22 protein-coding genes are annotated in these 25,343 nt (G+C 67.9%); 10 read left to right on the top strand and 12 right to left on the bottom strand.

The window, feature by feature from the left end; all coding sequences use genetic code 11:
* Positions 1 to 95: 95 nt before the first annotated feature.
* From OHT21_RS23650 to OHT21_RS23660, 3 genes are all read right to left on the bottom strand, one after another.
* A complete protein-coding gene (locus OHT21_RS23650) occupies positions 96 to 548 on the bottom strand; it encodes a GNAT family N-acetyltransferase (protein WP_328770346.1) in 453 nt (150 codons plus the stop codon).
* 106 nt (positions 549 to 654) lie between these two features.
* Positions 655 to 1,521, bottom strand: a complete 867-nt coding sequence (locus tag OHT21_RS23655; protein WP_328770347.1) for a GNAT family N-acetyltransferase — start codon at positions 1,519 to 1,521, stop codon at positions 655 to 657.
* A gap of 5 nt (positions 1,522 to 1,526) precedes the next feature.
* Positions 1,527 to 2,063, bottom strand: a complete 537-nt coding sequence (locus OHT21_RS23660; RefSeq protein WP_328770348.1) for a DUF2269 family protein — start codon at positions 2,061 to 2,063, stop codon at positions 1,527 to 1,529.
* A gap of 623 nt (positions 2,064 to 2,686) precedes the next feature.
* Between OHT21_RS23660 and OHT21_RS23665 the strand changes: the two genes are divergently transcribed.
* Positions 2,687 to 4,162, top strand: a complete 1,476-nt coding sequence (locus OHT21_RS23665) for a globin domain-containing protein (RefSeq protein ID WP_328770349.1) — start codon at positions 2,687 to 2,689, stop codon at positions 4,160 to 4,162.
* A 23-nt stretch (positions 4,163 to 4,185) separates the two neighbouring features.
* Here the strand turns inward: OHT21_RS23665 and OHT21_RS23670 are convergent, their stop codons facing one another.
* The 5 genes from OHT21_RS23670 to OHT21_RS23690 form a co-directional block, all read right to left on the bottom strand.
* Entirely contained in the window at positions 4,186 to 4,668 is a 483-nt protein-coding gene (locus tag OHT21_RS23670; RefSeq protein WP_328770350.1) for an NUDIX hydrolase, read from the bottom strand.
* Between the two features lie 42 nt (positions 4,669 to 4,710).
* Positions 4,711 to 5,616: a LysR family transcriptional regulator gene (locus OHT21_RS23675; RefSeq protein WP_328770351.1), complete on the bottom strand. Its 906-nt coding sequence runs from the start codon at positions 5,614 to 5,616 to the stop codon at positions 4,711 to 4,713.
* Between the two features lie 217 nt (positions 5,617 to 5,833).
* Positions 5,834 to 6,976 (bottom strand): cystathionine gamma-lyase, encoded by a 1,143-nt coding sequence (locus OHT21_RS23680; RefSeq protein WP_328770352.1) that lies wholly within the window; start codon positions 6,974 to 6,976, stop codon positions 5,834 to 5,836.
* On the bottom strand, positions 6,973 to 7,509 hold the full coding sequence (locus OHT21_RS23685; protein WP_328774197.1) for a low molecular weight protein-tyrosine-phosphatase: 537 nt from the start codon (positions 7,507 to 7,509) through the stop codon (positions 6,973 to 6,975). Before OHT21_RS23685 ends, OHT21_RS23680 begins: the two co-directional genes overlap by 4 nt.
* A 9-nt stretch (positions 7,510 to 7,518) precedes the next feature.
* Positions 7,519 to 7,896 carry a phage holin family protein gene (locus OHT21_RS23690; RefSeq protein WP_328770353.1) on the bottom strand — a complete coding sequence of 126 codons (378 nt, stop codon included), beginning with the start codon at positions 7,894 to 7,896 and terminating at the stop codon, positions 7,519 to 7,521.
* 48 nt (positions 7,897 to 7,944) lie between these two features.
* Here OHT21_RS23690 and OHT21_RS23695 point away from each other — a divergent pair, with 48 nt between their 5' ends.
* The 4 genes from OHT21_RS23695 (at position 7,945) to OHT21_RS23710 (ending at position 10,244) form a co-directional block, all read left to right on the top strand.
* On the top strand, positions 7,945 to 8,262 hold the full coding sequence (locus tag OHT21_RS23695; RefSeq protein ID WP_033321271.1) for a cupin domain-containing protein: 318 nt from the start codon (positions 7,945 to 7,947) through the stop codon (positions 8,260 to 8,262).
* Positions 8,263 to 8,422: 160 nt separating this feature from the next.
* Complete coding sequence (locus OHT21_RS23700; RefSeq protein ID WP_328770354.1) at positions 8,423 to 8,635, top strand: DUF5326 family protein; 213 nt, start codon at positions 8,423 to 8,425, stop codon at positions 8,633 to 8,635.
* Positions 8,636 to 8,990: 355 nt separating this feature from the next.
* Positions 8,991 to 9,704 (top strand): IclR family transcriptional regulator, encoded by a 714-nt coding sequence (locus OHT21_RS23705; RefSeq protein WP_443050653.1) that lies wholly within the window; start codon positions 8,991 to 8,993, stop codon positions 9,702 to 9,704.
* A 99-nt stretch (positions 9,705 to 9,803) separates the two neighbouring features.
* Positions 9,804 to 10,244 (top strand): SsgA family sporulation/cell division regulator, encoded by a 441-nt coding sequence (locus tag OHT21_RS23710; RefSeq protein WP_328770356.1) that lies wholly within the window; start codon positions 9,804 to 9,806, stop codon positions 10,242 to 10,244.
* 30 nt (positions 10,245 to 10,274) lie between these two features.
* On the opposite strand, the gene OHT21_RS23715 is transcribed toward OHT21_RS23710, so the two are convergent.
* On the bottom strand, positions 10,275 to 11,705 hold the full coding sequence (locus OHT21_RS23715; protein ID WP_328770357.1) for a YibE/F family protein: 1,431 nt from the start codon (positions 11,703 to 11,705) through the stop codon (positions 10,275 to 10,277).
* 221 nt (positions 11,706 to 11,926) lie between these two features.
* Between OHT21_RS23715 and thiC the strand changes: the two genes are divergently transcribed.
* On the top strand, positions 11,927 to 13,729 hold the full coding sequence (gene thiC / locus OHT21_RS23720; protein ID WP_328770358.1) for a phosphomethylpyrimidine synthase ThiC: 1,803 nt from the start codon (positions 11,927 to 11,929) through the stop codon (positions 13,727 to 13,729).
* 145 nt (positions 13,730 to 13,874) lie between these two features.
* Here the strand turns inward: thiC and OHT21_RS23725 are convergent, their stop codons facing one another.
* From OHT21_RS23725 to OHT21_RS23735, 3 genes are all read right to left on the bottom strand, one after another.
* Positions 13,875 to 14,741 carry a hypothetical protein gene (locus tag OHT21_RS23725; protein WP_328770359.1) on the bottom strand — a complete coding sequence of 289 codons (867 nt, stop codon included), beginning with the start codon at positions 14,739 to 14,741 and terminating at the stop codon, positions 13,875 to 13,877.
* Positions 14,742 to 14,924: 183 nt separating this feature from the next.
* Complete coding sequence (locus OHT21_RS23730; RefSeq protein ID WP_443050654.1) at positions 14,925 to 16,064, bottom strand: metallophosphoesterase; 1,140 nt, start codon at positions 16,062 to 16,064, stop codon at positions 14,925 to 14,927.
* Positions 16,065 to 16,252: 188 nt separating this feature from the next.
* Positions 16,253 to 17,365 carry a LacI family DNA-binding transcriptional regulator gene (locus tag OHT21_RS23735; protein WP_328770361.1) on the bottom strand — a complete coding sequence of 371 codons (1,113 nt, stop codon included), beginning with the start codon at positions 17,363 to 17,365 and terminating at the stop codon, positions 16,253 to 16,255.
* A 395-nt stretch (positions 17,366 to 17,760) separates the two neighbouring features.
* Here OHT21_RS23735 and hisC point away from each other — a divergent pair, with 395 nt between their 5' ends.
* The 4 genes from hisC (at position 17,761) to cydD (ending at position 25,257) form a co-directional block, all read left to right on the top strand.
* Complete coding sequence (gene hisC, locus OHT21_RS23740) at positions 17,761 to 18,840, top strand: histidinol-phosphate transaminase (protein WP_328770362.1); 1,080 nt, start codon at positions 17,761 to 17,763, stop codon at positions 18,838 to 18,840.
* Positions 18,841 to 19,117: 277 nt separating this feature from the next.
* The gene (locus OHT21_RS23745; RefSeq protein WP_328770363.1) at positions 19,118 to 20,626 is read left to right on the top strand and encodes a cytochrome ubiquinol oxidase subunit I; all 1,509 of its coding nucleotides are present in this window, start codon (positions 19,118 to 19,120) and stop codon (positions 20,624 to 20,626) included.
* Between the two features lie 20 nt (positions 20,627 to 20,646).
* Positions 20,647 to 21,651 (top strand): cytochrome d ubiquinol oxidase subunit II, encoded by a 1,005-nt coding sequence (cydB, locus tag OHT21_RS23750; RefSeq protein WP_328770364.1) that lies wholly within the window; start codon positions 20,647 to 20,649, stop codon positions 21,649 to 21,651.
* A gap of 108 nt (positions 21,652 to 21,759) precedes the next feature.
* Positions 21,760 to 25,257, top strand: coding sequence for a thiol reductant ABC exporter subunit CydD (gene cydD / locus OHT21_RS23755; RefSeq protein ID WP_328770365.1), 3,498 nt, complete (start codon positions 21,760 to 21,762; stop codon positions 25,255 to 25,257).
* Positions 25,258 to 25,343 lie beyond the last annotated feature (86 nt).

A 25,343-nucleotide genomic window follows, 5' to 3' on the forward strand; every position in this document is an offset into this window, starting at 1 on the left:
GGTGCGCGACAAGGGCGTCCCGACCGAGAGCGTTCCACACGGGGGCGTCGTGTTTCACGTGAAACACGACGCGGCGGCAGGATGCATATACCGCTTCAGAGAGGAAGCTTGAACCCCACATGGGAGGCCGTGAACCCGAGCCGTTCGTAGAACCGGTGGGCGTCGGTGCGGGTGGCGTCGGAGGTCAGTTGGACCAACTGGCAGCCCTCGCGCCGGGATTGGTCGATGGCCCATTCGATGAGCTGGGAGCCCAGGCCGCTGCCGCGCTCGTCGGCGTGAACGCGAACGCCTTCGATGATCGAGCGGGTCGCTCCTTTACGGGACAGGCCAGGAACGATCGTGAGCTGGAGAGTGCCGACGACGCGGCCTTCGCGTTCGGCGACGACTAAGTGCTGGTTCGGGTCACCGCTCAGGCGTTTCAGCGCGGTCAGGTACGGAGCCAGGTCGTCCGGTGACTCGCGCTGGGCACCCAGCGGGTCGTCGGCAAGCATGGCGACGATGACCGGGATGTCGTCCGCATCAGCGGGTCGTATCTCAAGGTCTCCCATGGGGGCAGCCTATGTGGGCACGTCCTGCGCAGACGTGTCCGAGGCGGGCGTGGGCATGGCCGTCCACCACGGGTCCGCTGCCCAGGCGGTCTCTTACAGGGGCGACTCAGCCCGCCGCCACTGTCACTGGAGCGAACCTGCGCGTCCAGTCGCCGGGGAGGTCCGGGATGCCGTACGTCATTACCGTGTTGAAGCTGACAGAGGCAAGGCCGTGTGCCTTGACCCACGCCAGCAGTTCCTCGTGCCGTACGTCGATATCGGTGCGCAGTACCCGGGAGGTGTGGGCTGCCAGCGAGGCGATAAGCGCCTTCGCCGTCTCCGTGTCCTGGGCGATCAGCGGACCGACGACATGGTTGTCGAGATTGGGCCAGGCGGCCGCGTACCCGGTGATCTGCCCGTCTTCCTCGGCGACGCGAAGTTGGTCGGCGAAGGCCGGCAGTCGCGTGATCATGTGCGTGCGGTCGGTGCCGAAGACCTCTTGGTCGAGCCGGAGGATTGCGGGAAGATCCTCGGCCGTGGCCGTGCGCGTGGTGGCCTCCGGCTCCGGACCGCCGAGCGTGAAATGTCCGCGGACCATCTCGGCTCGGCCAGTGGTCTTGAAGCCCAACTCCTCGTAGAGCGGGCGGCCGTACGGCGTCGCATGCAGGGTCAGCGCGGTGGTGCCCTGTTCAGCGACAACATGACGCATCAGGCGGCGGCCGACGCCTTGCCGTGCGTGTCGTTGGGCGACCAGCACCATGCCGATCGCGGCCAGCTCGGGACGCTCCCGCGGTCCGTAGGAGGTCACGACGCAGGCACTGACGAGACCGCCGTCCGGGTCGTCGATGCCGTAACCCCTGCCCGCCGCCAGGAGCAGACCCCACTTGTGCTCTTCACGGGGCCAGCCCACGTCCTCGGACAAGTCGGCGCAGGCGGCGAGGTCACGGGGCGTCAGACGGCGGATGGGCAGGTCGGCAAGGGAAGGACTCGGCACGTTGGTCAGGCTGTCTGACGGGCGCGCTCGGCGTCCACCGATTTCCGGGCAGCCATACGTAGTTTTTGACCACGCCGAGTCAGTCCCCAGGGCTTGAGGACCGAGATCACCGTCATGAAGACATAGGCGGACAGCGACACGATCGGCCCGGCCAGTACCTCGCTGACGTCGGGCAGGGGGCCTCCCGCTGAGACGGCGGCGACCGCGGAGTTGACCCCAGGGCGCAGCGCGAACAACGTGGCGGTCATCGTGGCCAGAGTCAGCCAGAACTTCGTGTAGACCCATCGGTGCTTCGCCAGACCCCACGGAGTGCCCAGAGCCAGCACCAGACCGCTGAGGAACGTAAGGAACGCGAGGGGGAGCAGGAGCCAGTCGGCGAAGAGCTTCATGGCGCGGACGGAAGCCTCCACGGTCACTGCGGAACCGGTGGTGGTCGCGGTGATTCCGAGCGCGAGCAGGCCGAGCGTGAGCCCGAGCCAGCATGCTGAGGCGGCTACATGGACAACGAGGGTGGCCCGGCGTGCGGGGCGGGTTAGTTTCACGTGAAACACCGTGCCGGGCGCGAGCGTCGAGGACGTCTGACAGCGGGAGTAACTCCACGTACTAGCCTCGGCGTACAAAGCGGGACTTCATCTCTTCGATCCGTCAATGCGGATCAGCATCTGACGGGTTTGACCACGCACTCCTCTGTGGGGCGCGTGATCTGGTGGATGCCTATCAACTGGTCCGGCATTCCCGGTAATTGAAGGAATTGATGGTTCGCCCCGCGCAATTCTGGGCGCAAGGAACTGGGGACTTGTGCGGCGGACCGGGACCGGTAGGGTCGACTCCGGTTCCGGTGTGATGTGTGCGCGTCTCGCGTGCAGATCCCGCAGGGAACGAGCGCAGGTCAATGCAGCCTAACGGGACGGAGAGATCGAAGACCCGCATTCTCCGTAATGCGGCCAGGGTGTTGGTGAAGGGTGGGACGCTGCCATGGCGGTACTGCGGCCATTGTCACACTCTTGCCTTACTTGTCCGTAGAGGGCGGGATTTCGGGTTTGAATGTGCCCGAATTGGCCAGCGGGACAGAACGGAAAAACAAGCCGTCTGCGGGGGAAAGCAGGCATCTTCCGATCGAGGAAGTGCGCAGACCGACCGAAAGATGTTCGAGGCGAGGCACACCATGGACGCTCCGACCACCACGTCGGCCGACAACGGCACTTCAGGGGGCAGCGGCGAGGGCGGCTGGTTCACGCCGCGCAGGCAGCCGGAGCCGCCCGCGGGCGGCGAGCAGGAGACGACCGAGGGCAGCCGCCTGGCCGCGTTGCGCCCCGTGGGCAGGCCCGCGACGGACCACGGCGAGGCAGCGCAGAAACGAATAACTCCCCTCGCGGAAGCCGCTCCAGCCGACGCCGGTGCCACCGAAGCCAGAGCCGGCACCTCCAACGCCTCCCCTGCCGAGCCCCCCGGCGAGCCCCGCACTCCAGCCCAGCCAGACCCTCAACCCCGCGTCCCCGAACAGAGGTCAGCCCCCTCCCGCCCTGCATCCCCCGACGCAGTCCGTGTCCGACGCACCATGGCCGAGGTGGCCCCCATTGCCGACAAGGTCACCTCGTACTTCTACGCCCTGCTCTTCGTGCGCTACCCCGATCTGCGCCCGCTGTTCCCGGCCGCGATGGACACCCAGCGGGACCGGCTGCTCAAGGCGCTGCTGACCGCGGCCGAACACATCGACAACACCGAGGTCCTGGTCGCGTATCTGCAGAACCTCGGTCGCGGACACCGCAAGTACGGCACCCGTCCTGAGCACTACCCGGCTGTCGGTGAGTGCCTCATCGGCTCCCTGAGCCGGTACGCCTCGGCGGTCTGGGACGAGGAGACCGAGGCGGCGTGGATCCGGACGTATACGACGATCTCGCAGGTCATGATCGATGCCGCGGCCGCGGACGAGTTGCTGGCTCCGGCCTGGTGGCACGCCGAGGTCGTCTCGCACGACCTCAGAACCCCCGACGTCGCCGTCATCACCGTCCGCCCCGACCAGCCGTACCCCTTCCTCGCCGGGCAGTACACCAGCCTGGAGACTCCCTGGTGGCCGCGGATCTGGCGGCACTACTCCTTCGCCTCGGCAGCCCGCTCCGACGGCCTGCTGTCCTTCCATGTGAAGGCGGTCCCGGCAGGCTGGGTCTCCAATGCGCTCGTGCACCATGCCCGGCCCGGCGACATCATCCGGCTCGGCCCGCCGGCCGGCTCGATGACCGTCGATCACACCACCGACAGCGGGCTGCTCTGCTTGGGCGGCGGCACCGGGATCGCCCCGATCAAAGCACTCGTCGAGGACGTCGCCGAGCATGGCGAGCGGCGTCCGGTCGAAGTTTTCTACGGTGCCCGAACCGATCACGACCTGTATGACATCGACACGATGCTGCGGCTCCAGCAGATCCACCCCTGGCTCGCGGTCCGCCCGGTCGTCGACCAGCAGGCGCATGTCCAGCTCCCCGACGCCATACGGGAGTACGGGCCCTGGAACGAGTTCGACGCATATCTCTCGGGCCCGCCCGGCATGATCCGCAGCGGTGTGCACACGCTGAGAGACATCGGAATCCCGTCCGAGCGGATACGCCACGACTCGGTCGAGGAACTCGTCGCGGCCGTGGACTGACCCGCTGCCTGAGTAGCGGGGTGTCAGCCCAGGTCAGGCGCCTGCAGTGCCCGTACGCCCTCGATGTTGCCGTCCAGATAGTGCCGCAGCGACAGCGGTACGAGATGGACGGAGGCGATCCCGACACGGGTGAAGGGAATGCGTACGATCTCGTACTCGCCGCTGGGCTCGTCGATCTCGGGGCCATGGCGCTGGGCGGGGTCCATCGACTCCAGCCGGCACACGAAGAAGTGCTGGACTTTCACGCCAGTGGTGCTGGCGTCCGCACCGATGTGCTCGACAGTGTCGACGAAGCAGGGCACCACGTCGGTGATCTTGGCGCCGAGCTCTTCGTGGACTTCACGGTGGAGCGCGTCGACGACGGATGTGTCCTCCGGCTCGACCCCGCCGCCGGGCGTCAGCCAGTAGGGATCCACGCCGGGCTTGGTGCGCTTGATCAGGATCAGGTCATCGCCGTCCAGCAGGACGGCGCGGGCGGTGCGCTTGACCACGGGTCGGACGGTCATGGAAGGAATGTGGCCCGGCTGGTTCCACGTGAAACATCGCCCTCAGGACCAGTCAGTGGCGGCCTCCAGCAACCATTCGTGCGCCCGCGCGATATGCGGCATGGCGAGCGTGCCGGTGCGTACCACCAGGAAGTACGTACGCAGCGGGGGCACCGCGGGCTCGAGCAGTGCCACCACGTCGCCGGACTCCAGCGCCGATGCGCACAGATAGCGGGGCAACACCGCGAGCCCCGCGCCGGTGATCGCGCAGGCTAGGACCGCGCGCAGGTCTGGGACGATGATCGTGCCCGACGCTGCAGGGCGGGAGTCGAAGACGGCGGCCCAGTAGCGGGCGACGAACGGCAGCGACTCGTGCACCTCCACCACGGGGAAGTTCTCCAGCGCGGGCGCGCCCTCGCAGAGCAGCTTGTCGGAGCCGATACGGGCCTCCCAGCGCGGCGAGGCGACCAGGACGTGCTCCTCGTCGCAGAGCGGAGTCGCCGTGAGCAGGGCGCCGCGGGGACGGGCCGTACTGATGGCCAGATCGTGGTGTCCGGCGGCGAGCCCTTCCAATGTCTCCTCCGCATTGCCGAAGGAGGCCCGCAAAGCGAGGCCCTGGCCGTCGTCTCCGGTCAGCTCGGTCAACGCGGGCAGGGCGCGCTCGGCGGTGAACTCCGGTGGCCCGGCCAGGTGAAGGGTGCGTACGGACGAGGCTTCGTCGACTCCGGTCTCGGCGATCTCCACAAGAGCGTCCAGATGCGGGGCGGCCTTGTGGGCGAGTTCGTCGCCGATGGTCGTAGGGGTCACGCCGCGGGCCTGGCGCAGAAAGAGAGGCCGTCCCAGTTGACGTTCGAGGGTGCGGATTTGGGAGGTGACGGCCGGCTGCGAGAGGCCGAGCAGCGCGGCGGCGCGGGTGAAGGAGCCGGCCCGGTGCACGGTCACGAAGGTCCGTAGCAAGGCCAGATCCATGGTGTGTTGCCCCTCTCTCCAGCCCCACGGCAGCGCTCAACTATAAATAAGTCGATAGGTCTCTGTCGCTACTGTGATTGGACACTGACACAGAGTCAACTAGCCTTGTTCGCGCGGTTCTTCGCGCGCAGAACCGGGACGGTCCGAGCCACGAGGGGGGAGGCTCGGACCGTCCGCTGTCCACATCCGTGTTACTGACCGGTCGCTCCGGAGTCCTTCACCGCGCCGATTCGTCGAGGGCGCGCAGCACATCCGCCACCAGGTCACCGGGATCCTCAGCGCCGACCGAGAACCGGATGAAGCCCTCCCCGACCGCGTCCCCGCCCCAGCGGCCGCGCCGCTCGGCCGTGGACCGCACCCCGCCGAAGCTCGTGGCATCGTCCACCAGTCGCAGCGCCTCGAGGAAACGCTCGGCACGCGCGCGCGTGGGCAACGAAAACGACACCACACACCCGTAGCGCCGCATCTGCTGTGAGGCGATCTTGTACGAGGGATCGTCGGGCAGCCCCGGATAGCGCAGCCCCGTCACCACCTCGTCCCGGCCGCGCAGCGCCTCGGCCAGTGCCAGGGCGGTCGCGTTCTGCCGGTCGACGCGCAGCTGGAGCGTGGCGATGGAGCGGTGTGCGAGCCAGGCCTCCATCGGCCCCGGAATCGCTCCGGCGATCTTGCGCCAGCGCCGTACGGCGGTCATGGCCGAGGCGTCGCCACCGGTGACGTACCCCAGAAGGATGTCCCCGTGCCCGGTGAGCTGCTTGGTGCCGCTGGCCACCGCGAAGTCGGCGCCGAGCTCCAGTGGGCGTTGCCCGAGTGGGGTCGCGAGGGTGTTGTCGACAGCGACCAGGCAGCCACGCGCGCGTGCCGCCTCGGACAGCCGCCGGATGTCGCACACATCGAGCCCTGGGTTCGACGGGGTCTCGAGCCACAGCAGCTTCGCGCCGTCGAGAACCTCGAGCTGGGCGTCGCCGCTGGTCGACGCGGTGCGCACCTCGATGCCGTACGCCTCGAGCTGCGCGCGTATGAGCGGCAGCACCTGGTAACCGTCGCTGGGCAGCACGACCGCGTCGCCCGCGCGCAACTGCGAGAAGAGGACCGCCGAGATGGCCGCCATACCCGAGGCGAAGACAAGCGTTTCGACGCCGTCCTGTCCAGGCGCCTCCAGCTCGCCGATGGCGCGCTCAAGGTCGTTCCAGGTCGGGTTCTCGTCGCGGCCGTACGTGTACGGGCCCGTGGCCTCGCCCGGCAGGTGGTAGTGGGCGGCGAAGACCGGCCCCGGGAGAGCCGGTTCGTGCTTGACGGGGTCGGGCAGCCCGGCCCGCACCGCGCGCGTGCCGTCACCCACCCCAGTACCGAGATCCGTCATGCCGCCCGTCCCTCCACCTGCTCCTGAACCGCGGCGAGCAGTCCCACACTCGCCGCCTCCACCATCTCAAGGCACTCCTCGAAGCCGTCCATGCCGCCGTAGTAGGGGTCCGGTACGTCGAGGTCGTGGCCTGCGGAATCAGAGGGGGCGTTCGAAGCACCGGGGACGTGGTCGGGCGACGGGCGGGCGTACGAGCGCAGCAACCGGACCTTCTCCGCGTCCGCCGAGGTCGGCGCGAGGCGTCGCAGGGCCTCCAGATGGCCAGTGTCGAGCGCGATGACCAGGTCGAGCCAGGCGAACCACGACGCCCGGAACTGGCGGGCAGTGTGGTCGCAGTCGTAGCCGCTCGCCTCCAGAACGGAGACTGTACGCGGGTCGGCGCCGTCACCCTCGTGCCAGCCGCTGGTGCCGGCGCTGTCCACCTCGACCAGTCCGTCGAGCCCGGCCTCCGCCACACGCGCGCGGAAGACGGATTCGGCCATCGGAGAGCGGCAGATGTTGCCGGTGCAGACAAAGCACACGCGATAGGGCATCACGATCGCTCAGTCCTTGTCGGGGAGGACGACATTCAGCGCCCAGGAGATGATGGAGATGATCAGGCCGCCCAGGACGGCGGTCCAGAATCCCTCGACATGGAAGCTCAGGTCGAGTTTGTCCGCGAGCCATGAGGTGAGCAGCAGCATCAGGGCGTTGATCACCAGGGTGATCAGACCGAGCGTGAGGATGAACAGCGGGAAGGTCAGCACCTTCACGATGGGCTTGACCAGGAAGTTCACCACGCCGAAGATCAGCGCCACAAGGAGCAGAGTGCCGATCTCCTTGCCCGTGCTGTCGCCGGTCAGGGTGATTTTGTCGAGAAGCCAAACGGCGACGGCGAGAGCGCCCGCGTTGGCGATCGTCTTGACTACGAAATTCATCATGTGTCTGATCGTGGCAGACGAGATCGGTAACGAGTGCGGACGAGGGCGATGAAGGCATTCCGGCTGGACGAACTGGAGGCGGAGCGCGCCGCCAACGACGGTGCGTATCTCCAGTTTCTACGCGAGAAGAACATGTCGGTCGGCCTGTACGCGCTGAACGCGGGCACGCAGGACCCGCAGCAGCCCCACCGCCAGGACGAGGTGTACTTCGTCGTCAGCGGCCGTGCCGCGATCACGGTGGGCATGGAGACGACGCAGGTGGCGCGCGGCAGCGTCGTCTATGTGCCCGCGGGGGTGGCCCACAAGTTCCACCACATCAGCGAGGATCTGCGGGTTCTGGTGGTCTTCTCTCCGCCCGAGAGCTGAGGTCCCGTCTCAGGGTTCCCTAGGGGAACGATCAGGGGAGGACAAGGGATGCCGAGCCTCCGCCGGCACCCCTGCCGCGCCTAGCATCGAAGGCAGGACATTCGAGACTCGTCGCCCCCTCAGCAGGGGGCGGCGGGCAGAGAGACAAGGAACAAGGGCGATGCGTGAAATCTTCGCGGGGATGCCGTGGTGGGTGAAGTGGGTCGTGGTGCCGGTCATCGCTCTGGTCGTGTTCGGCGGAGTGATAGCGAGCGTCGTCGGGTTCGTGATCGGCCTGCTCTTCAAAGTGCTGGTGTTCGTGGCACTGGTCGGCGGAGTCATGTACGTCGTACGGAAGTTCATGACGAGCTCCTCATCACGAAGCGACTGGTAGAGCGCCTGGTGGAGCAGGTCGTGCAGTAGGTCGGGTGTGGCGGAAGCGGGCGGCGGGGCTTCCGCAGGGGTTGCCGACAACCGGTCGGCAATAACAGGAATCAACGATTCCCTCGGGGGAGGGAAGTTTCGGGCCAGGCCGTCCGCGAGCGGTGGCGGACGGTTAAAGTCCGGAATTCGACGCGGGGTTGATCCCCGCGGGCGGCGCACAGCCCCCTCCCGTGACACCCCGCACGGGTGGCCCCCTCGCGCGTAGGGAGTGACCCTTGGCCACTACTGACACCGCATCCCCAGGACCGAACGCCCCCTCCACCGAGCCGAACCCCACGACACTCATCGGATCCGTGCAGCGTGCGATGCGCCTCCTGGAATCCGCCGCCCAGCACGAACACGGGGCCCCCGCCAAGCAACTGGCCCGCGAGGCCCACCTCGCGCTGCCCACGGCGTACCACCTGCTGCGCACCCTGGCGCACGAAGGGTATCTACGCCGCGACAAGGGTCTGTTCTTCCTCGGTGAGGCGGCCGAGCGGCTCAGCAGCAGCGCCGCCCGGCAGAAACGTCGCAGCACGGTTGTCGAGGCGCTCGCGCAGTGGCGCGATTCGATCGGGGTGCCCGTGTACTACGCGGTCTACCGAGAGGGCGAGATCGACGTCCAGTGTGTCGCCGACACCCCGGCCAATCCGGCGGTCGAGGAATGGGCCGACTTCCGCGAGACCGGGCATGCCCACGCGATCGGCCAGTGTCTGCTGTCCCAGCTCGACGAGGAGGCCCGTCGCGACCACCTCGACCGGTATCCCGTGCAGTCGATCACTCCGTACACAGTGCGTGACGATCGCATCCTGTTGCGGCGCCTGGACGGGACCAAACGCATGCAGCCCGTGATCGAGCGTCAGGAATACGCGTTGGGAACGGTCTGCGCCGCGATTCCGATCATCGCGGGCACCACAGTCGGCTCGATGGCCATCTCCCTGCCCGCCCACCAGGCGGACCGACTTCTGCCCGCGGCACGTCAGTTGCAGAGCGAGATCGGCAGGCTGCCAGGGACGCTCGCCCTCTCTATCAGCATCTGAAAACTCACTCCTTGTGATCTGATGTGTACGTTCAGCAAGATGCCAGCAGTGTCAGGTGGATGGTTCCTGGCCAGTCGACGTCAGACGGCGGGGTAGGCGATGCGCGAGTCAGTAGTGCAGGCAGAGATCATGATGAGCTTTCTCGTGTCGGAGGAGCTCTCCTTCCGCATTCCGGTGGAGCTTCGATACGAGACCTGTGATCCCTACGCCGTGCGGCTGACCTTCCACCTGCCCGGCGATGCTCCGGTGACCTGGGCGTTCGGCCGGGAGCTGCTGATCGACGGAGTGGGGCGACCGTGTGGGGTCGGTGATGTGCACATTGCGCCCGCCGGCTCCGAGGGATTCGGTGATGTGCTGATCCGGCTCCAAGTGGGCGCCGATCAGGCGCTGTTCCGCTGCGGTGCGGTGCCGCTCGTGGCGTTCCTCGACCGCACGGACAAGCTGGTGCCACTGGGCCAGGAGCACTCCCTCGCCGACTTCGACACACATCTCGATGAGGCCCTGGACCGCATCCTGGCGGAGGAACAGAGCACGGGCTGAATCGTACGGTGCACAGGGTGCCGTAACGCTTCAGCGCTTGCGGCGGCGGCCCTTCCCCCCGAGTACCGGCGTCCTGACGCCCGCCTGTGCCTGCTCCGGCGGTCGTGCTGGCGTAGGCGTCTGCGCCTCAGACGCAGAGCCGGGGCGGTCCGCCGAGACCACGAGAGCGGCCAGGGCCGTAGTGACCGGCACGGAGGCGACCAGGCCGATCGAGCCGACGAGCGTGCGCACAATCTCCTCGGCGACCAGCTCACTGTTGGCCACCGTCCCCACACTGCTCTGCGCGATCGAGAACAGCAACAACAGGGGAAGCGCGGCGCCCGCATACGCGAGGACGAGCGTGTTGACCACGGACGCGATGTGGTCCCGGCCGATACGGATGCCCGCGCGGTACAGCCCGCGCCGGCCCATCGACGGATTGGCCGCGTGCAGCTCCCAGACCGCCGACGTCTGCGTCACCGTCACATCGTCGAGTACACCGAGCGAACCGATGATGACGCCCGCGAGCAGCAGACCGCTCATGTCGATGGTCGGATACAGACCATGGATCAGACCGGTGTTGTCGTCCGTATTGCCGGTGAGCGCGGACCAGCCGATGAACAGTGACCCGAGAATCCCGATCAGCAGGAGAGAGAGCAGGGTTCCGAGCACCGCGACCGATGTCCGGGCGGAGAGCCCATGGCAGGCGTAGAGCGCGATCAGCATGATCGCGCTGGCCCCGACGACCGCCACTACCAGGGGATTCGAGCCCTGAAGTATCGCGGGCAGGATGAAGAACGTCAGAAGAAGGAAGCTGACGGCCAGCGAGATCAGCGCCATGACGCCGCGCATCCGACCCACCACGACCACGGCGAGCGCGAAGATCCCTGCAAGCAGGGCCATCGGAAGCCTACGGTTCACGTCGGTGACCGAGTACTGGAGGTCCCTGGGGGCGTCGGGCGCATACGCCACGATCACCTCCTGCCCCTGGCTCAGCTGCCGAGACGAGTCCGGCTGGACGATCTCCGTGAAGGTACGGCCCTTGTCCTTGCCGGTGTCGACCCGGACCGTCGCCTTCTTGCAGACGCCGTTCGCCTGCTGCTGAGCGGAGGACCCCTCGGCGGTCGAGGTGTCGCCGGTCGGCGTGCCACCCGAGGCGTTGACGGACTTGCAGTCCACCTCGTCGACCTTGGTCACCGTGGCCTGCTGGGTCTGCCGGTCGAAACCGACGCCGGTGCGTTCGTGGGGTGGGGCACCGCCTGGCCACAGCACGCCTAGGCCCACGATGACCGCCGTGGCGAAGGGAATCAGCACTGCGGCGATGACCTTGCGCAGGTGTTTGGAGACGGGGGCTGGAGGGCCATGGCCATGGCTGTGCGCATGGTTGTGGCCATGACCGTCACCGGAGCCGTGGTTGTCGCCGGGGCCGGGCCCGTGAGGCGGTTCGGACGGGGGAAGCGGGGGTTGATGCGTTGTAGTCACCGACCGATCATCGCAAGAACGGAAGGGGCCCACTGTTCAGCGCGCCCAATATGACGCTAGCGTGGAGGGACCTTTTGCACACGCGGGAGCTCGGAGCACCGGGCTGAGAGGGCGCTGACCTCCGTCCCAGCGATGTTTCACGTGGAACATCGCCGTACGGAAACCGCTGCGTCGACCGCTGAACCTGTTACCGGGTAATGCCGGCGTAGGGAGTAGGTCTTATGACCAACAAGGACGTACGCACGCCTGCCTCCAGTCAGACGGACGGGGACTCTGCCTCGTCCGGGAACGGCGAGGCCAGGAAGTCCATCGGCTGGCACAAGGCGTATGTCGAGGGCTCGCGCCCCGACCTACGGGTGCCGGTCCGTCAGGTGCACCTCACCAACGGGCAGTCAGTCACCCTGTACGACACCTCCGGCCCATACACCGATCCGACCGTCGAGACCGATGTTCGCAGGGGCCTGGCGCCGCTGCGCGAGAACTGGATCATCGCCCGTGGCGACACCGAGGAGTATGCGGGCCGTCCCATCCGCCCCGAGGACGACGGGATCAAGCACACCTCGCCACGTGGCGGACTGCGTAACCTCGACGCTGTCTTCCCTGGGCGTCCGCGCCAGCCGCGCTGGGGCCGCAGCGGTACGGCCGTCACACAACTCGCGTACGCACGACGTGGCGAGATCACACCGGAAATGGAATTCGTGGCGGTCCGCGAGAACGTCGACCCCGAGGTCGTACGCGAAGAGATCGCTGCGGGACGGGCCGTCCTGCCGGCGAACGTCAACCACCCGGAGATCGAGCCGATGATCATCGGCAAGCGGTTCCTGGTGAAGGTCAACGCCAACATCGGCAATTCGGCGGTGACTTCCTCCATCGAGGAGGAGGTAGAGAAGATGACCTGGGCGACCCGATGGGGCGCCGACACGGTCATGGACCTGTCCACCGGACGCAATATCCACACCACCCGCGAGTGGGTGCTGCGCAACTCCCCCGTCCCCATCGGTACGGTTCCGCTCTACCAGGCGCTGGAGAAGGTCGACGGTCGCGCCGAGGAGCTGACCTGGGAGATCTACAAGGACACGGTCATCGAGCAGGCCGAACAGGGCGTGGACTACATGACCGTGCACGCGGGCGTGCGCCTGCCGTACGTACCGCTCACCGCGAACCGCAAGACCGGCATCGTCTCGCGCGGCGGCTCGATCATGGCGGCCTGGTGCCTGGCGCACCACAAGGAGTCGTTCCTCTACGAGAACTTCGAAGAGCTGTGCGAGATCCTGGCCGCCTACGACGTCACGTACTCGCTCGGCGACGGGCTGCGGCCCGGCTCGATCGCGGATGCCAACGACGCAGCCCAGTTCGCGGAGTTGAGGACGCTCGGGGAACTCAACACGATCGCCAAGCGTTTCAACGTACAGACCATGATCGAGGGCCCGGGACATATCCCGATGCACAAGATCAAGGAGAACATCGACCTTCAGCAGGAGATCTGTGATGAAGCTCCGTTCTATACGCTCGGCCCGCTGACGACGGACGTCGCGCCGGCGTACGACCACATCACCTCCGGCATCGGTGCCGCGATGATCGCCTGGTGGGGCACGGCCATGCTCTGCTATGTCACGCCCAAGGAACACCTGGGCCTGCCCAACCGTGACGACGTCAAGACCGGCGTCATCACCTACAAGATCGCCGCCCACGCAGCCGACCTCGCCAAGGGGCACCCAGGTGCGCAGGAATGGGACGACGCGCTGTCCGACGCCCGCTTCGAGTTCCGCTGGGAGGACCAGTTCAACCTGGCCCTCGACCCCGACACGGCCCGGGAGTTCCACGACGAAACTCTCCCGGCCGAGCCCGCAAAGACGGCTCACTTCTGCTCGATGTGCGGGCCGAAGTTCTGCTCGATGAAGATCTCCCAGGACATCCGCCGCGAGCACGGTGGTACGCAGACAGAGATCGAGGAAGGTATGGCGCAGAAGTCGAAGGAGTTCGCGGCCAGCGGGAACCGGGTGTATCTGCCGCTCGCGGACTGAACCTGGTCCGGGCACGGTGGCGGCAGACCGCTCCGGGCTCCGGCCCTCGACTTCGTGGTCGTGGGCCGGAGCGACCGTGCGGCTTGTCTCTGGCCGGGAGTTCGGGGTCCCGGTTCGGCTGCCTCTGGTCTTGCCCTGGCCGTACCTACTCCGGTTGATGCTCCGGGCCGCCGAAGTCCGGGCTTGAGAAGTCCGGGCTCGAGTAGGTGGGGCGGGGGCCTGCCGCGGGGCCGCCGTCGGGGCTGCTGAAGCCCGGGCGGTTGTAGCCGAGGTGGGGGATTCGGCTGGTCGGCTGCGGCGGTGTCGTACGGCCGAGGGCCGCTGAGCCCGGGTCGGCGAGTGCCTCTCGGAGGAACGGCATGATGCCGCGCTCCAGAAGGGCCTCGCGCCAGGCTTCCCTGGCCCGGGTCAGCTCCTCGCTGCCCTCACCCCGCGCGGCGGCCTGCAGCGAACTCTCTCCGTTGCGCAGGGCGGTGAGTAGCAGACCGACCGCGGCGATCAGGATCGCGGCCGCGGTCACCGCGCCGAAAACCCACCCGGTGTTGAGCAGGGTCTGGGCGAATGCCGGCTCCGGGTTGAGCATCTTCAGGAGGTAGCCGACGAGCAGGAAGATCGCCGAGGCGGTGCCGGCGAGGACGGGAGTGAGCACCGCGGCGACGGCGACGGCGCCCGCCCCGGAGGTCTCGGCGGCCTCCTCCACCGTGGCGGTGAGCCCTACCGCGCCCGTGCCTGGGTCCGTGGAGCTGGATTCCTCGTGGACGCGTGGAGTGGGCGCCGGCTGGCGCAGTTCCTCGCGGACCTTCACGTAGTGCTGATATTCGGTCGCCGCGGCCGCCGTGATGAGAGCGGATGCGTTGAGCGCCATGGTGCGCAGTTGTTCAGGGTTGAGGCGCTGGCCGACAGCGGCGAGTTCCGGACGGTTGGGTGCGGAGCGCAGCGCCTCATCGAGGATCCGCTCGTACTCTTGGCGGTCCTCGCTCAGCAGGTGCTGCGGAACGCTGTTCATGTGCATCCCCCGATGCTCCGTAGGGCTTGGGGCTCGGCATGCTGACGAGCCGTCGGGCAGAAACGGAGGGGAGCCTGCTACGGATAAGCCGATGGTAGAGCGGAGACGGCACGAGGTGACAGGGGGTTTCCAGAAATTGCCCCTAGGTACGCCCCGTACTGGATGGAAGAACGCCTGCCCGGAAAGGGGTCAGCTATCCAGGGGCAGTTGCTGGACCAGTAGCTTTCCGGCCATGGTCACGCCGCCGTCCATGGCGATGGCCAGCCCGTCCGCGTACACATGCGGTCCTTCGACCACCGGGCCCGCGGAATCGTCGTCGTCCTCCGAGCCGACCTCGCCGAGAAGATACGGAATGGGGCTGTGACCGTGGACGATTCGGGAGCCGCCGTACATGTCGAGGAGTTCGCGCACGGCCTGCGCGCCCCCGTCGTCGCGGAAGGCGAAGCGCTTGGTGAACTTGCGGAAGAGGTCCCAGCATTCATCTGCGTCGTTGCGCGTGAGGGCTTCGCGGACGGTGTCGTTGACGGCCTCGATGGAGTCGCCGTAGTCGAGATAGGCGGTGGTGTCGGAGTGCACGAGCAGGTGATCGTCCGCCAGCTCCATCGCGTCGAGACGGGCCATCCACTGCAGATGGTGATCTTCGAGGCGTTCCATGTCGGTCTTCTGGCCGCCGTTGAGCAGCCAGGCGGCCTGGAAAGTAGCCGTACCGGCACCGGAGTTGACGGGGGTGTCGCCGAATCGCTTGGCGCCGAGGAGCAGCAGTTCGTGATTGCCCATCAGCGCCTTGCAGTAGCCGCCGGCCGCGGCGGCCTCGGCGGACAGCCGCATCACGAGGTCGATGACGCCGATGCCGTCGGGCCCTCGGTCGGTGAAGTCTCCGAGGAACCACAGCCGTGCGGTGCCCGCCGACCAATTTCCGTCGATGTCGATGAGGCCCTTCTCGCGCAGGGCGGCAACGAGTTCGTCGAGGTAGCCGTGTACGTCGCCGACGACGTACAGCGGGCCCGGCCCGGCGGTGGACTGCGGGACGGTCGCGGCTTCGGGGCTGACCGGCACCTGAAGGGTGTCACCGCGGTTGATGACGGGCAGATCGCGCTGCGTCGGCGTGTAGCCCTCGGCGTCCTCTACCGGTCTGGTGCCCTCACCGGGAAGCATCTGCTGCACATGAGGCACCAGTTGCGGACGAGGTCCGGGCTGGGCGTACGGGCCGGAGGGCTGCGCATACGGATCGGCTTCGTGGACGTACGCGGGCACGCGGAAGTCGCGCACCGTCGGCGTTCGCACCTCGGGTCCCTGACCGGCCCCCTGAGTCATCGACCCCTCCACCACCATCGCGCCGCATCTGCACCGCATTGGACTGCCTGGTCGCAGCGGCCCGCGGTGTCGTGCGCCCATCATAGGAATGCGGATCGCGCCATGTGATGACCCAGGGGTGGTGAATCGGGGCAGGACCGCAGTTCACCGTGGTTTTCTCCCGAATTGGGAGGGGCGTTCTCACCGGATGTCACCGCCTGAGGTCATCTCTCCTCCGGTGATCGGGGCGGGCTGACGGTCGTACGCGGCGGCCGTCGATCGGAGGAGGACCGCACGATCAACTCCGTGGGTATCACTTGCTGGACCGGTTGGTCCGATTCGACCCCTTCGATGGCGTCGATGAGGAGCTGGACCACGGCCGTGCCGATGTGGCGCGGCTTGAGTGAAAGGGTGGTGAGGGGAGGCTCGGTGTTGGCGTATACGGCGGACTCGCTGCAGCACACGAGCAGCAGATCCTCCGGTACGCGCAGACCGTAGCGGCGGGCGGCCGCGAGGAGGTCGGTGCCGTTCGGGTCGAAGAGCCCGTACACGGCGTCGGGCCGGTCGGGGCGGGCGAGCAGTCGGTCGGCGGCGGCGGACCCTGCGCAGGGATCGTGCGCGGGGTAGGCCTCGTACACCGGATCCTGGCCGACGCGCTCGCACCAGTGCAGGTACGCGGTCGTCGACAGATGCGTGTAGGTATCGGTCGAGGTCCCGGTGAGCAGGCCGATCCGGCGGGCGCCCGCGTCGGCCAGGTGGTCGAGGATGCCGAGGACCGCGGCCTCGTGGTCGTTGTCCACCCAGGCGGTCACCGGCAGCGAGCCGGCGGGGCGGCCGTCGGAGACCACCGGTAAACCCTGCCGGACCAGTTCGCTGACGACGGGGTCCTGGTCGGAGGGGTCGATGACCACGGTTCCGTCCAGGGCCACGTTCGACCACACGTCGTGGCGCGAGGTGGCGGGGAGGATGACCAGGGCGTAGCCCCGGGCGAGCGCTGCCGAGGTGGCGGCTCTGGCCATCTCCGCGAAGTACGCGAACTCCGTGAAGGTGAAAGGTTCATCCCCGTAGGTCGTGACGGTCAGGCCGATGAGGCCGGACTTTCCGGTACGGAGCGTGCGGGCCGCGGCGGAGGGGCGATAGCCCAGCCGGTCGGCGACCTCGCGGACATGGCGTCGGGTGGCGTCCGGGAGCCGGCCCTTGCCGTTGAGTGCGTCGGACACGGTCGTGATGGAGACCCCGGCGGCGGCGGCCACGTCTCTGATGCCTGCCCGGCCCGGCCGGCTGCTTCGACGGGAGGTCTCCGCCCGGCTCACCTGGTGCTTCCCTGCTGCTGTCATGGCGAGCCGATAGTAGGGCTCATGCGGTGGGGTAGTGCGGACGCATATGCACTCGTTGACAGGCACGTTTCTGCAAGGTCGACCACACTCAATTGGCTTGGAACGGAAGGTAGTTGAGCGATTCAATGACAGTACGTCACTTGTCGGGGCGTATGAGCCTGCCGAAGGGGTCATGTTTCGAAGAGGTCTCAACTCACCTGCACGGGGGATGCGCGCCACGGCGTGAGCCACCGGCGCTTGAACCGGACAGCGGCGCGCCCCCCTCTTCGTACGCCTCCGTGGGCCGACGCCCGACGGGCCGTCTATGTGGTCGGTCCTGAGCCATACGCAGCGGCGCCGAATCCTCTTAAGGTGAGGAGTATTGGAAGCCGGTGGTGGTCATGAGGAGGACTGCGGTGAGCGAGACGAGCCCCAAGCTGCGTGCCGTGCTGGAGGGTATCCCCACGTACAAGCCGGGCAAGCCCGCCGCGGCAGCCGGGCGGGTGGCGTACAAGCTGTCCTCCAACGAGAACCCGTATCCGCCGCTGCCCGGGGTGATGGAGACCGTGGCCGCGGCGGCGGGGTCCTTCAACCGGTACCCGGATATGGCGTGCACGGGGCTGATGAGTGAGCTGGCGGACCGGTTCGCGGTGCCGCTCACGCATCTGTCCACCGGAACGGGCTCGGTCGGCGTCGCCCAGCAGCTGGTGCAGGCCACGAGCGGTCCCGGTGACGAGGTCATATACGCCTGGCGGTCCTTCGAGGCGTACCCGATCATCACGCAGATCAGCGGGGCGACGTCGGTGCAGGTGCCGCTGACGCCGGGGGATGTGCACGACCTCGACGCGATGGCGCACGCGGTCACCGAACGGACGCGGCTGATCTTCGTCTGCAACCCCAACAACCCCACCGGAACCGTGGTGCGCCGGTCCGAGCTGGAGCGCTTCCTCGACCGGGTGCCGAGCGACGTCCTGGTGGTCCTCGACGAGGCGTACCGGGAGTTCATCCGCGACCCCCAGGTGCCGGACGGTGTCGAGATCTACCGCGAGCGGCCGAACGTCTGCGTACTGCGTACGTTCTCCAAGGCGTACGGACTCGCCGGGCTTCGGGTCGGCTTCGCGATCGCCCATGAGCCGGTGGCGGCGGCACTGCGCAAGACCGCCGTGCCCTTCGGTGTGAGCCAGCTCGCGCAGGACGCGGCGGTCGCCTCGCTGCGCGCCGAGGACGCGCTCCTCGGCCGGGTGGGCTCGCTGGTGTGCGAGCGCACGCGCGTCGTCGAGGCCTTGCGGGGGCAGGGCTGGACAGTGCCCGAGACGCAGGCGAACTTCGTCTGGCTGCGGCTCGGCGAGCGCACGGTCGACTTCGCGGCGGCCTGTGAGCAGGCCGGAGTCGTTGTGCGGCCGTTCCCGGGGGAGGGCGTGCGCGTGACGATCGGCGAGACCGAGGCGAACGACATCTTCCTGAAGACGACGGAGGGGTTCCGCAAGGAGCTCTAGCCTCTGGCGGTCGGCAGGGTTCCGTCGTGGACGGGGCTCTGCCGGTGGTCTGCGTCCCCTATCTTCCGTGTCACTACGCTCTGACCTGCGCCTTCGTGGCAGGGCCCGGATGGTCCATGCTTAGGGACCCCCCACCCCTCACGCTCCGAACAGCCATGCGTCATAATTGCTTGTGAATGTGAACGCGTTCACAAGCATGCCCGGTTGATCCCGTGATGTGTGTGACAAGCGGGTCAAACTGCCGCTGTGACCACGGCGACGTAAGGAGACTGACGACGTGGACTTGGCTCTGGCGCCGGAGACCCTGGCGCGATGGCAGTTCGGCATCACCACCGTCTACCACTTCCTCTTCGTGCCTCTGACCATCTCGCTCGCCGCGCTCACCGCCGGGCTGGAGACCGCCTGGGTGCGTACGGGAAACGAGAAGTACCTCAGGGCGACGAAGTTCTGGGGGAAGCTCTTCCTGATCAACATCGCGATGGGTGTCGTGACAGGCATAGTGCAGGAGTTCCAGTTCGGCATGAACTGGTCCGACTACTCGCGCTTCGTCGGTGACGTCTTCGGTGCCCCGCTCGCCTTCGAGGCGCTGATCGCGTTCTTCTTCGAGTCCACGTTCATCGGTCTGTGGATCTTCGGCTGGGACAAGCTGCCGAAGAAGATCCACCTCGCGTGCATGTGGATGGTCTCGATCGGCACGATCCTGTCGGCGTACTTCATCCTCGCCGCCAACTCCTGGATGCAGCACCCCGTCGGCTACCGGATCAACGAACAGCGGGGCCGTGCCGAACTCACCGACTTCTGGTTGGTCCTGACTCAGAACACCGCGCTCGCCCAGGCCTTCCACACTCTCTCCGCGGCCTTCCTCACCGGTGGCGCCTTCATGGTCGGCATCGCCGCCTTCCATCTGACCCGCAAGAAGCACATCCCCGTGATGAAGACCTCGCTGCGGCTCGGCCTGGTCACCGTGGTCATCGGCGGCATGTTCACCGCGATCAGCGGAGATGTCCTCGGCAAGATCATGTACGAGCAGCAGCCGATGAAGATGGCGGCGGCCGAGGCACTGTGGGACGGCGAGGCGCCCGCGCCCTTCTCGGTCTTCGCCTACGGGGACGTCGACAAGGGCCACAACAAGGTGGCCGTCGAGATTCCGGGACTGCTGTCCTTCCTCGCCAAGGACGACTTCAGTTCGTACGTCCCCGGCATCAACGACGTCAACAAGGCCGAACAGGAGCGATACGGCCCGGGCGACTACCGCCCCAACATCCCGGTCGCGTACTGGGGCTTCCGCTGGATGATCGGCTTCGGTATGACGTCCTTGACCATCGGTCTGGTCGGGCTCTGGCTGACACGGAAGAAGTTCTTGCTGCCACAGCACCTGCGCATAGGGGACGACGAGGTGCCGCATCTCGTGCTGCTGCCCAAGAAGGCACTCGGCCCGACGCTCACCAAGTGGTACTGGCGCATCGCGATCCTGACCCTGGGCTTCCCGCTGATCGCCAACTCCTGGGGCTGGATCTTCACCGAGATGGGCCGCCAGCCGTGGGTCGTGTACGGCGTACTGCAAACCCGCGACGCGGTCTCCCCCGGCGTATCCCAGGGCGAGATCCTCACCTCGATGATCGTCTTCACGACTCTCTACGCGATCCTCGCCGTCATCGAGGTGAAGCTGCTCGTGAAGTACGTCAAGGCCGGACCGCCCGAACTCACCGAGGCCGACCTCAATCCGCCCACCAAGATCGGCGGCGACTCCCGTGACGCCGACAAGCCGATGGCCTTCTCCTACTAGGCCCAGGGAGCTGCAGAGTCATGGAACTTCACGACGTCTGGTTCGTCCTCATCGCCGTCCTGTGGATCGGCTACTTCTTCCTGGAGGGCTTCGACTTCGGGATCGGCGTCCTCACCCGGCTGCTCGCCCGTGACCGGGCCGAGAAGCGGGTGCTGATCAACACCATCGGGCCGGTCTGGGACGGCAACGAGGTCTGGCTGCTCTCCGCGGGCGGTGCGACCTTCGCAGCCTTCCCCGATTGGTACGCCACGCTCTTCTCCGGCTTCTATCTGCCGCTGCTGCTGATCCTGGTCTGCCTGATCGTCCGGGGAGTCGCCTTCGAGTACCGGGCGAAGCGGCCCGAGGAAAGCTGGCAGCGCAACTGGGAGAGCGCGATCTTCTGGAGCTCGCTGATCCCCGCGTTCCTGTGGGGTGTGGCCTTCGGCAACATTGTGCGGGGCGTGAAGATCGACCAGGACATGGAGTACGTCGGCAACCTCTGGGACCTGCTCAACCCGTACGCCATCCTGGGCGGCCTGGTCACGCTGACGCTGTTCACCTTCCATGGGGCGGTGTTCGCCGCGCTCAAGACGCTGGGCGATATCAGGGAGCGGGCGCGGAAACTGGCGCTGCGGCTCGGTGTGGTGACGGCTGTGCTCGCGCTGGTCTTCCTGGGCTGGACTCAGGCCGACAAGGGCGACAGTACGAGCTTGGTCGCGTTGATCGTGGCGGTGGTCGCGCTGGTCGCGGCGATCGGGGCGAACCAGGCGGGGCGCGAGGGCTGGGCGTTCACCTTGTCCGGTATCACCATCGTGACCGCCGTGGCGATGCTCTTCCTGACCCTCTTCCCGAACGTCATGCCGTCCTCACTCAATGACGACTGGAGCCTGACGGTCACCAATGCCTCGTCCAGCCCGTACACGCTGAAGATCATGACCTGGTGTGCAGTGATCGCGACGCCGGTCGTGATGGTCTACCAGGCGTGGACGTACTGGGTGTTCCGGAAGCGGATCGGTACGCAGCACATCGCTGAGGCCGCGCACTGAGCTCGCTCGCCACTGAATCCAGGGGCATGTTTCACGTGAAACGTGCCTGTCGAGGAGAAGGTGTGTTTCACGTGAAACACACCTGCTTGACCCGAGGGTGTGTTTCACGTGAAACCGATCGACCCGCGACTGCTCCGGTACGCCCGCGCCACTCGCCTCTTCCTGGTGGCGGTCGTAGTGCTGGGCGTTGCCGGGGCGGCGTTGGTCATTGCCCAGGCCATGCTCATCGCCGAGATAGTGGTCGGGGCCTTCCAGCACGGGCTGGAGGTCGCCGAACTCCGTACCCCACTCCTGCTGTTGGTGGCGGTCGCAGGTGGTCGGGCGCTCGTCTCATGGCTTACGGAACTCGCCGCGCACCGGGCTGGTGCGGCGGTCAAGTCGGAGCTGCGGGGGCGGCTGCTTGAGCGTGCTGGCGCGCTAGGACCGGGTTGGCTGGGCGGGCAGCGGACGGGGTCGCTGGTCGCGCTCGCCACCCGCGGAGTCGATGCGCTCGACGACTATTTCTCGCGCTACCTCCCGCAGTTGGGGCTCGCGGTGGTCGTGCCCGTGGCGGTGCTGGCGCGGATCGTCACGGAGGACTGGGTGTCGGCGGCGATCATCGCCGGCACGCTGCCCCTCATCCCCGTCTTCATGGTGCTCATCGGCTGGGCCACGCAGTCCCGGATGGATCGTCAATGGCGGCTGCTGTCACGGCTGTCGGGGCACTTCCTGGACGTGGTCGCCGGTCTGCCGACGCTCAAAGTGTTCGGGCGGGCGAAGGCACAGGCCGAGTCGATCCGGCGGATCACCGGCGACTACCGGCGGGCGACCATGCGGACCCTGCGGATCGCCTTCATCTCGTCCTTCGCGCTGGAACTGCTGGCCACGATCTCGGTCGCCCTGGTCGCGGTGACCATCGGGATGCGGCTCGTCCATGGCGAGATGGATCTGTACGTGGGGCTGGTCATCCTCGTTCTCGCGCCCGAGGCGTACCTGCCGCTGCGGCAGGTGGGGGCGCAGTACCACGCGGCGGCGGAAGGGCTGGCCGCCGCCGAGGAGATCTTCTCTGTGCTGGAGACGCCGGTGCCGGACTCCGGGACCGCGGTCGTGCCCGCCTCCGGCGGGATTCGCTTCGAGGGGGTGACGGTCCGGTACCCGGAGCGGTCGTCCGATGCCGTGTCGGATGTGTCGTTCACGGTCGAACCTGGCGAGACGGTGGCGCTCGTCGGGCCCAGTGGCATGGGCAAGTCGACGCTGCTGAATGCGCTGCTGGGGTTCGTGAAGCCGACCGCGGGCCGGGTGCGGATCGGGGGAGTCGATCTGGCCGAGGCCGACTTGGCCACGTGGCGTTCGCAGGTGGCCTGGGTGCCGCAGCGGCCCCATCTGTACGCGGGGGCCATCGCCGAGAACGTACGGCTGGCGCGTCCGGACGCGGACGATGCCGAAGTGACCAGGGCGCTGGGTGACGCTGGCGCGCTCGAGTTCGTGGACGCGCTGCCCGACGGGATACGGACCGAACTGGGCGAGGACGGAGCCGGGCTCTCCGCGGGACAGCGGCAACGGCTCGCGCTGGCCCGGGCGTTTCTCGCGGACCGGCCCGTGCTGCTGCTCGACGAGCCGACGGCTTCGCTGGACGGGGAGACCGAGGGCGAGGTGGTAGAAGCCGTCCGGCGCTTGGCGGTGGGGCGGACGGTGCTGCTCGTGGTGCATCGGCCGGCGTTGCTGCGGGTGGCGGATCGGGTGGTGCGGCTGGAGTCCGCAGTGCCAGACGCGGGAGCCGGACCTACACACACCGGCGGTACGGAGGCGCGCCGCACCGGAGCGGTGGCAGTCTCCACGGTCGACCAGGACGAACCGCCGCTCACCACTGAGGACCGGGGTGGCGTCCTCGGCCGCGTCCGCGCCATGGCCGGACCCAGGCGCGGCCGGCTCGCGCTCGCTCTTGTGCTCGGCAGCCTCGCGCTCGGCAGTGCCGTGGGGCTGATGGCCACCTCTGGGTGGCTGATCTCGCGGGCCTCTCAGCAGCCTCCCGTGCTGTATCTGATGGTCGCCGTCACGGCCACGCGGGCGTTCGGGATCGGGCGGGCCGTGTTCCGGTACGCCGAGCGGCTGGTGTCGCACGATGCCGTGCTGCGGATGCTGGCCGACACCCGCGTCGCCGTGTACCGGCGGCTCGAGCGGCTCGCTCCCGCCGGGCTGCGGACCACCCGGCGTGGTGACCTGCTTTCTCGGCTGGTCGCCGACGTCGACGCGCTGCAGGACTACTGGCTGCGCTGGCTGCTGCCCGCATCGGCAGCGGTCGTCGTGTCGGCCGCATCCGTGGGATTCACGGCCTGGCTACTGCCCGAGGCCGGTGCCGCCCTCGCCCTCGGACTGCTTGCCGCCGGAGCCGGCGTCCCACTGGTGACCGGTGCCGTCGCGCGCCGCGCCGAGCGCAGGCTGGCCCCCGCCCGCGGCGTCCTGGCTACCCGCGTTGCCGATCTCCTCACGGGGACGGCCGAGTTGACGGTCGCCGGGGCGCTGCCCGCACGCACCGCCGAAGCGCGGCGGGCCGATGCCGCGCTGACCCGCATCGCGTCGCGCACCGCGACCGCCACCGCGCTCGGCGACGGCCTCATCGCGCTCGTCTCCGGACTCACCGTGGCGGCCACCGCGCTCGTCGGCGCCCAAGCGGTCGCCGACGGACGCCTCAGCGGAGTGCTGATGGCCGTCGTCGTCCTCACCCCGCTCGCCGCGTTCGAGGCCGTCCTGAGCCTGCCGCTCGCGGTCCAGTACCGGCAGCGGGTGCGCAAGAGCGCGGAGCGCGTGTACGAGGTCCTGGACGCCCCCGATCCCGTACGCGAACCGGAGAGGCCGCGAGAGGCACCGGCGTCGCCGTTCCCGCTCGTCCTCCAGGAACTGTCCGCCCGCCACCACGGGCAGGACCGGGACGCGCTGGCCGGGCTCGACCTGACGCTCGCCCAAGGGCAGAGGATCGCCGTCGTCGGGCAGTCCGGGTCCGGCAAGACGACCCTCGCGCAGGTGCTGCTGCGGTTGCTGGACGCGGGCGCGGGGACGTACACACTGGGCGGCATGGACGCGTACGACCTGGGCGGTGACGACGTACGACGCCTGGTCGGGCTGTGTGCGCAGGACGCGCACCTCTTCGACAGCTCGGTGCGCGAGAATCTGCTGCTTGCCCGGAAGGACGCGACCGAGGAAGACCTGCGTGACGCACTCGGGCGGGCCCGGCTGCTCGACTGGGCCGACGGTCTGCCGGAGGGGCTCGACACCCTGATCGGCGAGCACGGGGCGCGGCTGTCCGGTGGGCAGCGGCAGCGGCTGGCGCTGGCCCGTGCACTGCTCGCCGACTTCCCGGTCCTCGTCCTCGACGAGCCAGCGGAGCACCTCGACCTTCCGACGGCCGACGCGCTGACCGCAGATCTGCTCGCCGCGACCGAGGGCAGTACGACACTGCTGATCACCCACCGGCTGGCGGGTCTGGAGGCCGTGGACGAGGTGATCGTGCTGGCGGACGGGCGTGTGGTGCAGCGGGGCCCGTACGAGGAACTGGCCGCCGTGGACGGTCCGCTGCGGGAGATGCGGGAGCGGGAGGAGGCATCGGAGCTGCTGGTGGCGGTTCGTTGAGGCGGTGCAGCCGCCGTACGTACCGCCCCGCTGACGGGCCACTCAAGTGCCATGAACCAGGCCGCTGTTCGGAGCAGCTGAGTGGT

It is taken from the genome of Streptomyces sp. NBC_00286 (genome assembly GCF_036173125.1).
In the GTDB taxonomy this organism is placed as follows: Bacteria; Actinomycetota; Actinomycetes; order Streptomycetales; family Streptomycetaceae; genus Streptomyces.

Coding starts and splice junctions, on each gene's coding strand:
- OHT21_RS23650 (WP_328770346.1), bottom strand. CDS start 548: ATGGGAGACCTTGAGATACGACCCGCTGATGCGGACGACATCCCGGTC.
- OHT21_RS23665 (WP_328770349.1), top strand. CDS start 2,687: ATGGACGCTCCGACCACCACGTCGGCCGACAACGGCACTTCAGGGGGC.
- OHT21_RS23670 (WP_328770350.1), bottom strand. CDS start 4,668: ATGACCGTCCGACCCGTGGTCAAGCGCACCGCCCGCGCCGTCCTGCTG.
- OHT21_RS23675 (WP_328770351.1), bottom strand. CDS start 5,616: ATGGATCTGGCCTTGCTACGGACCTTCGTGACCGTGCACCGGGCCGGC.
- OHT21_RS23680 (WP_328770352.1), bottom strand. CDS start 6,976: ATGACGGATCTCGGTACTGGGGTGGGTGACGGCACGCGCGCGGTGCGG.
- OHT21_RS23685 (WP_328774197.1), bottom strand. CDS start 7,509: ATGCCCTATCGCGTGTGCTTTGTCTGCACCGGCAACATCTGCCGCTCT.
- OHT21_RS23690 (WP_328770353.1), bottom strand. CDS start 7,896: ATGATGAATTTCGTAGTCAAGACGATCGCCAACGCGGGCGCTCTCGCC.
- OHT21_RS23695 (WP_033321271.1), top strand. CDS start 7,945: ATGAAGGCATTCCGGCTGGACGAACTGGAGGCGGAGCGCGCCGCCAAC.
- OHT21_RS23700 (WP_328770354.1), top strand. CDS start 8,423: ATGCGTGAAATCTTCGCGGGGATGCCGTGGTGGGTGAAGTGGGTCGTG.
- OHT21_RS23705 (WP_443050653.1), top strand. CDS start 8,991: ATGCGCCTCCTGGAATCCGCCGCCCAGCACGAACACGGGGCCCCCGCC.
- OHT21_RS23710 (WP_328770356.1), top strand. CDS start 9,804: ATGCGCGAGTCAGTAGTGCAGGCAGAGATCATGATGAGCTTTCTCGTG.
- thiC (WP_328770358.1), top strand. CDS start 11,927: ATGACCAACAAGGACGTACGCACGCCTGCCTCCAGTCAGACGGACGGG.
- OHT21_RS23725 (WP_328770359.1), bottom strand. CDS start 14,741: ATGCACATGAACAGCGTTCCGCAGCACCTGCTGAGCGAGGACCGCCAA.
- OHT21_RS23735 (WP_328770361.1), bottom strand. CDS start 17,365: ATGACAGCAGCAGGGAAGCACCAGGTGAGCCGGGCGGAGACCTCCCGT.
- cydB (WP_328770364.1), top strand. CDS start 20,647: ATGGAACTTCACGACGTCTGGTTCGTCCTCATCGCCGTCCTGTGGATC.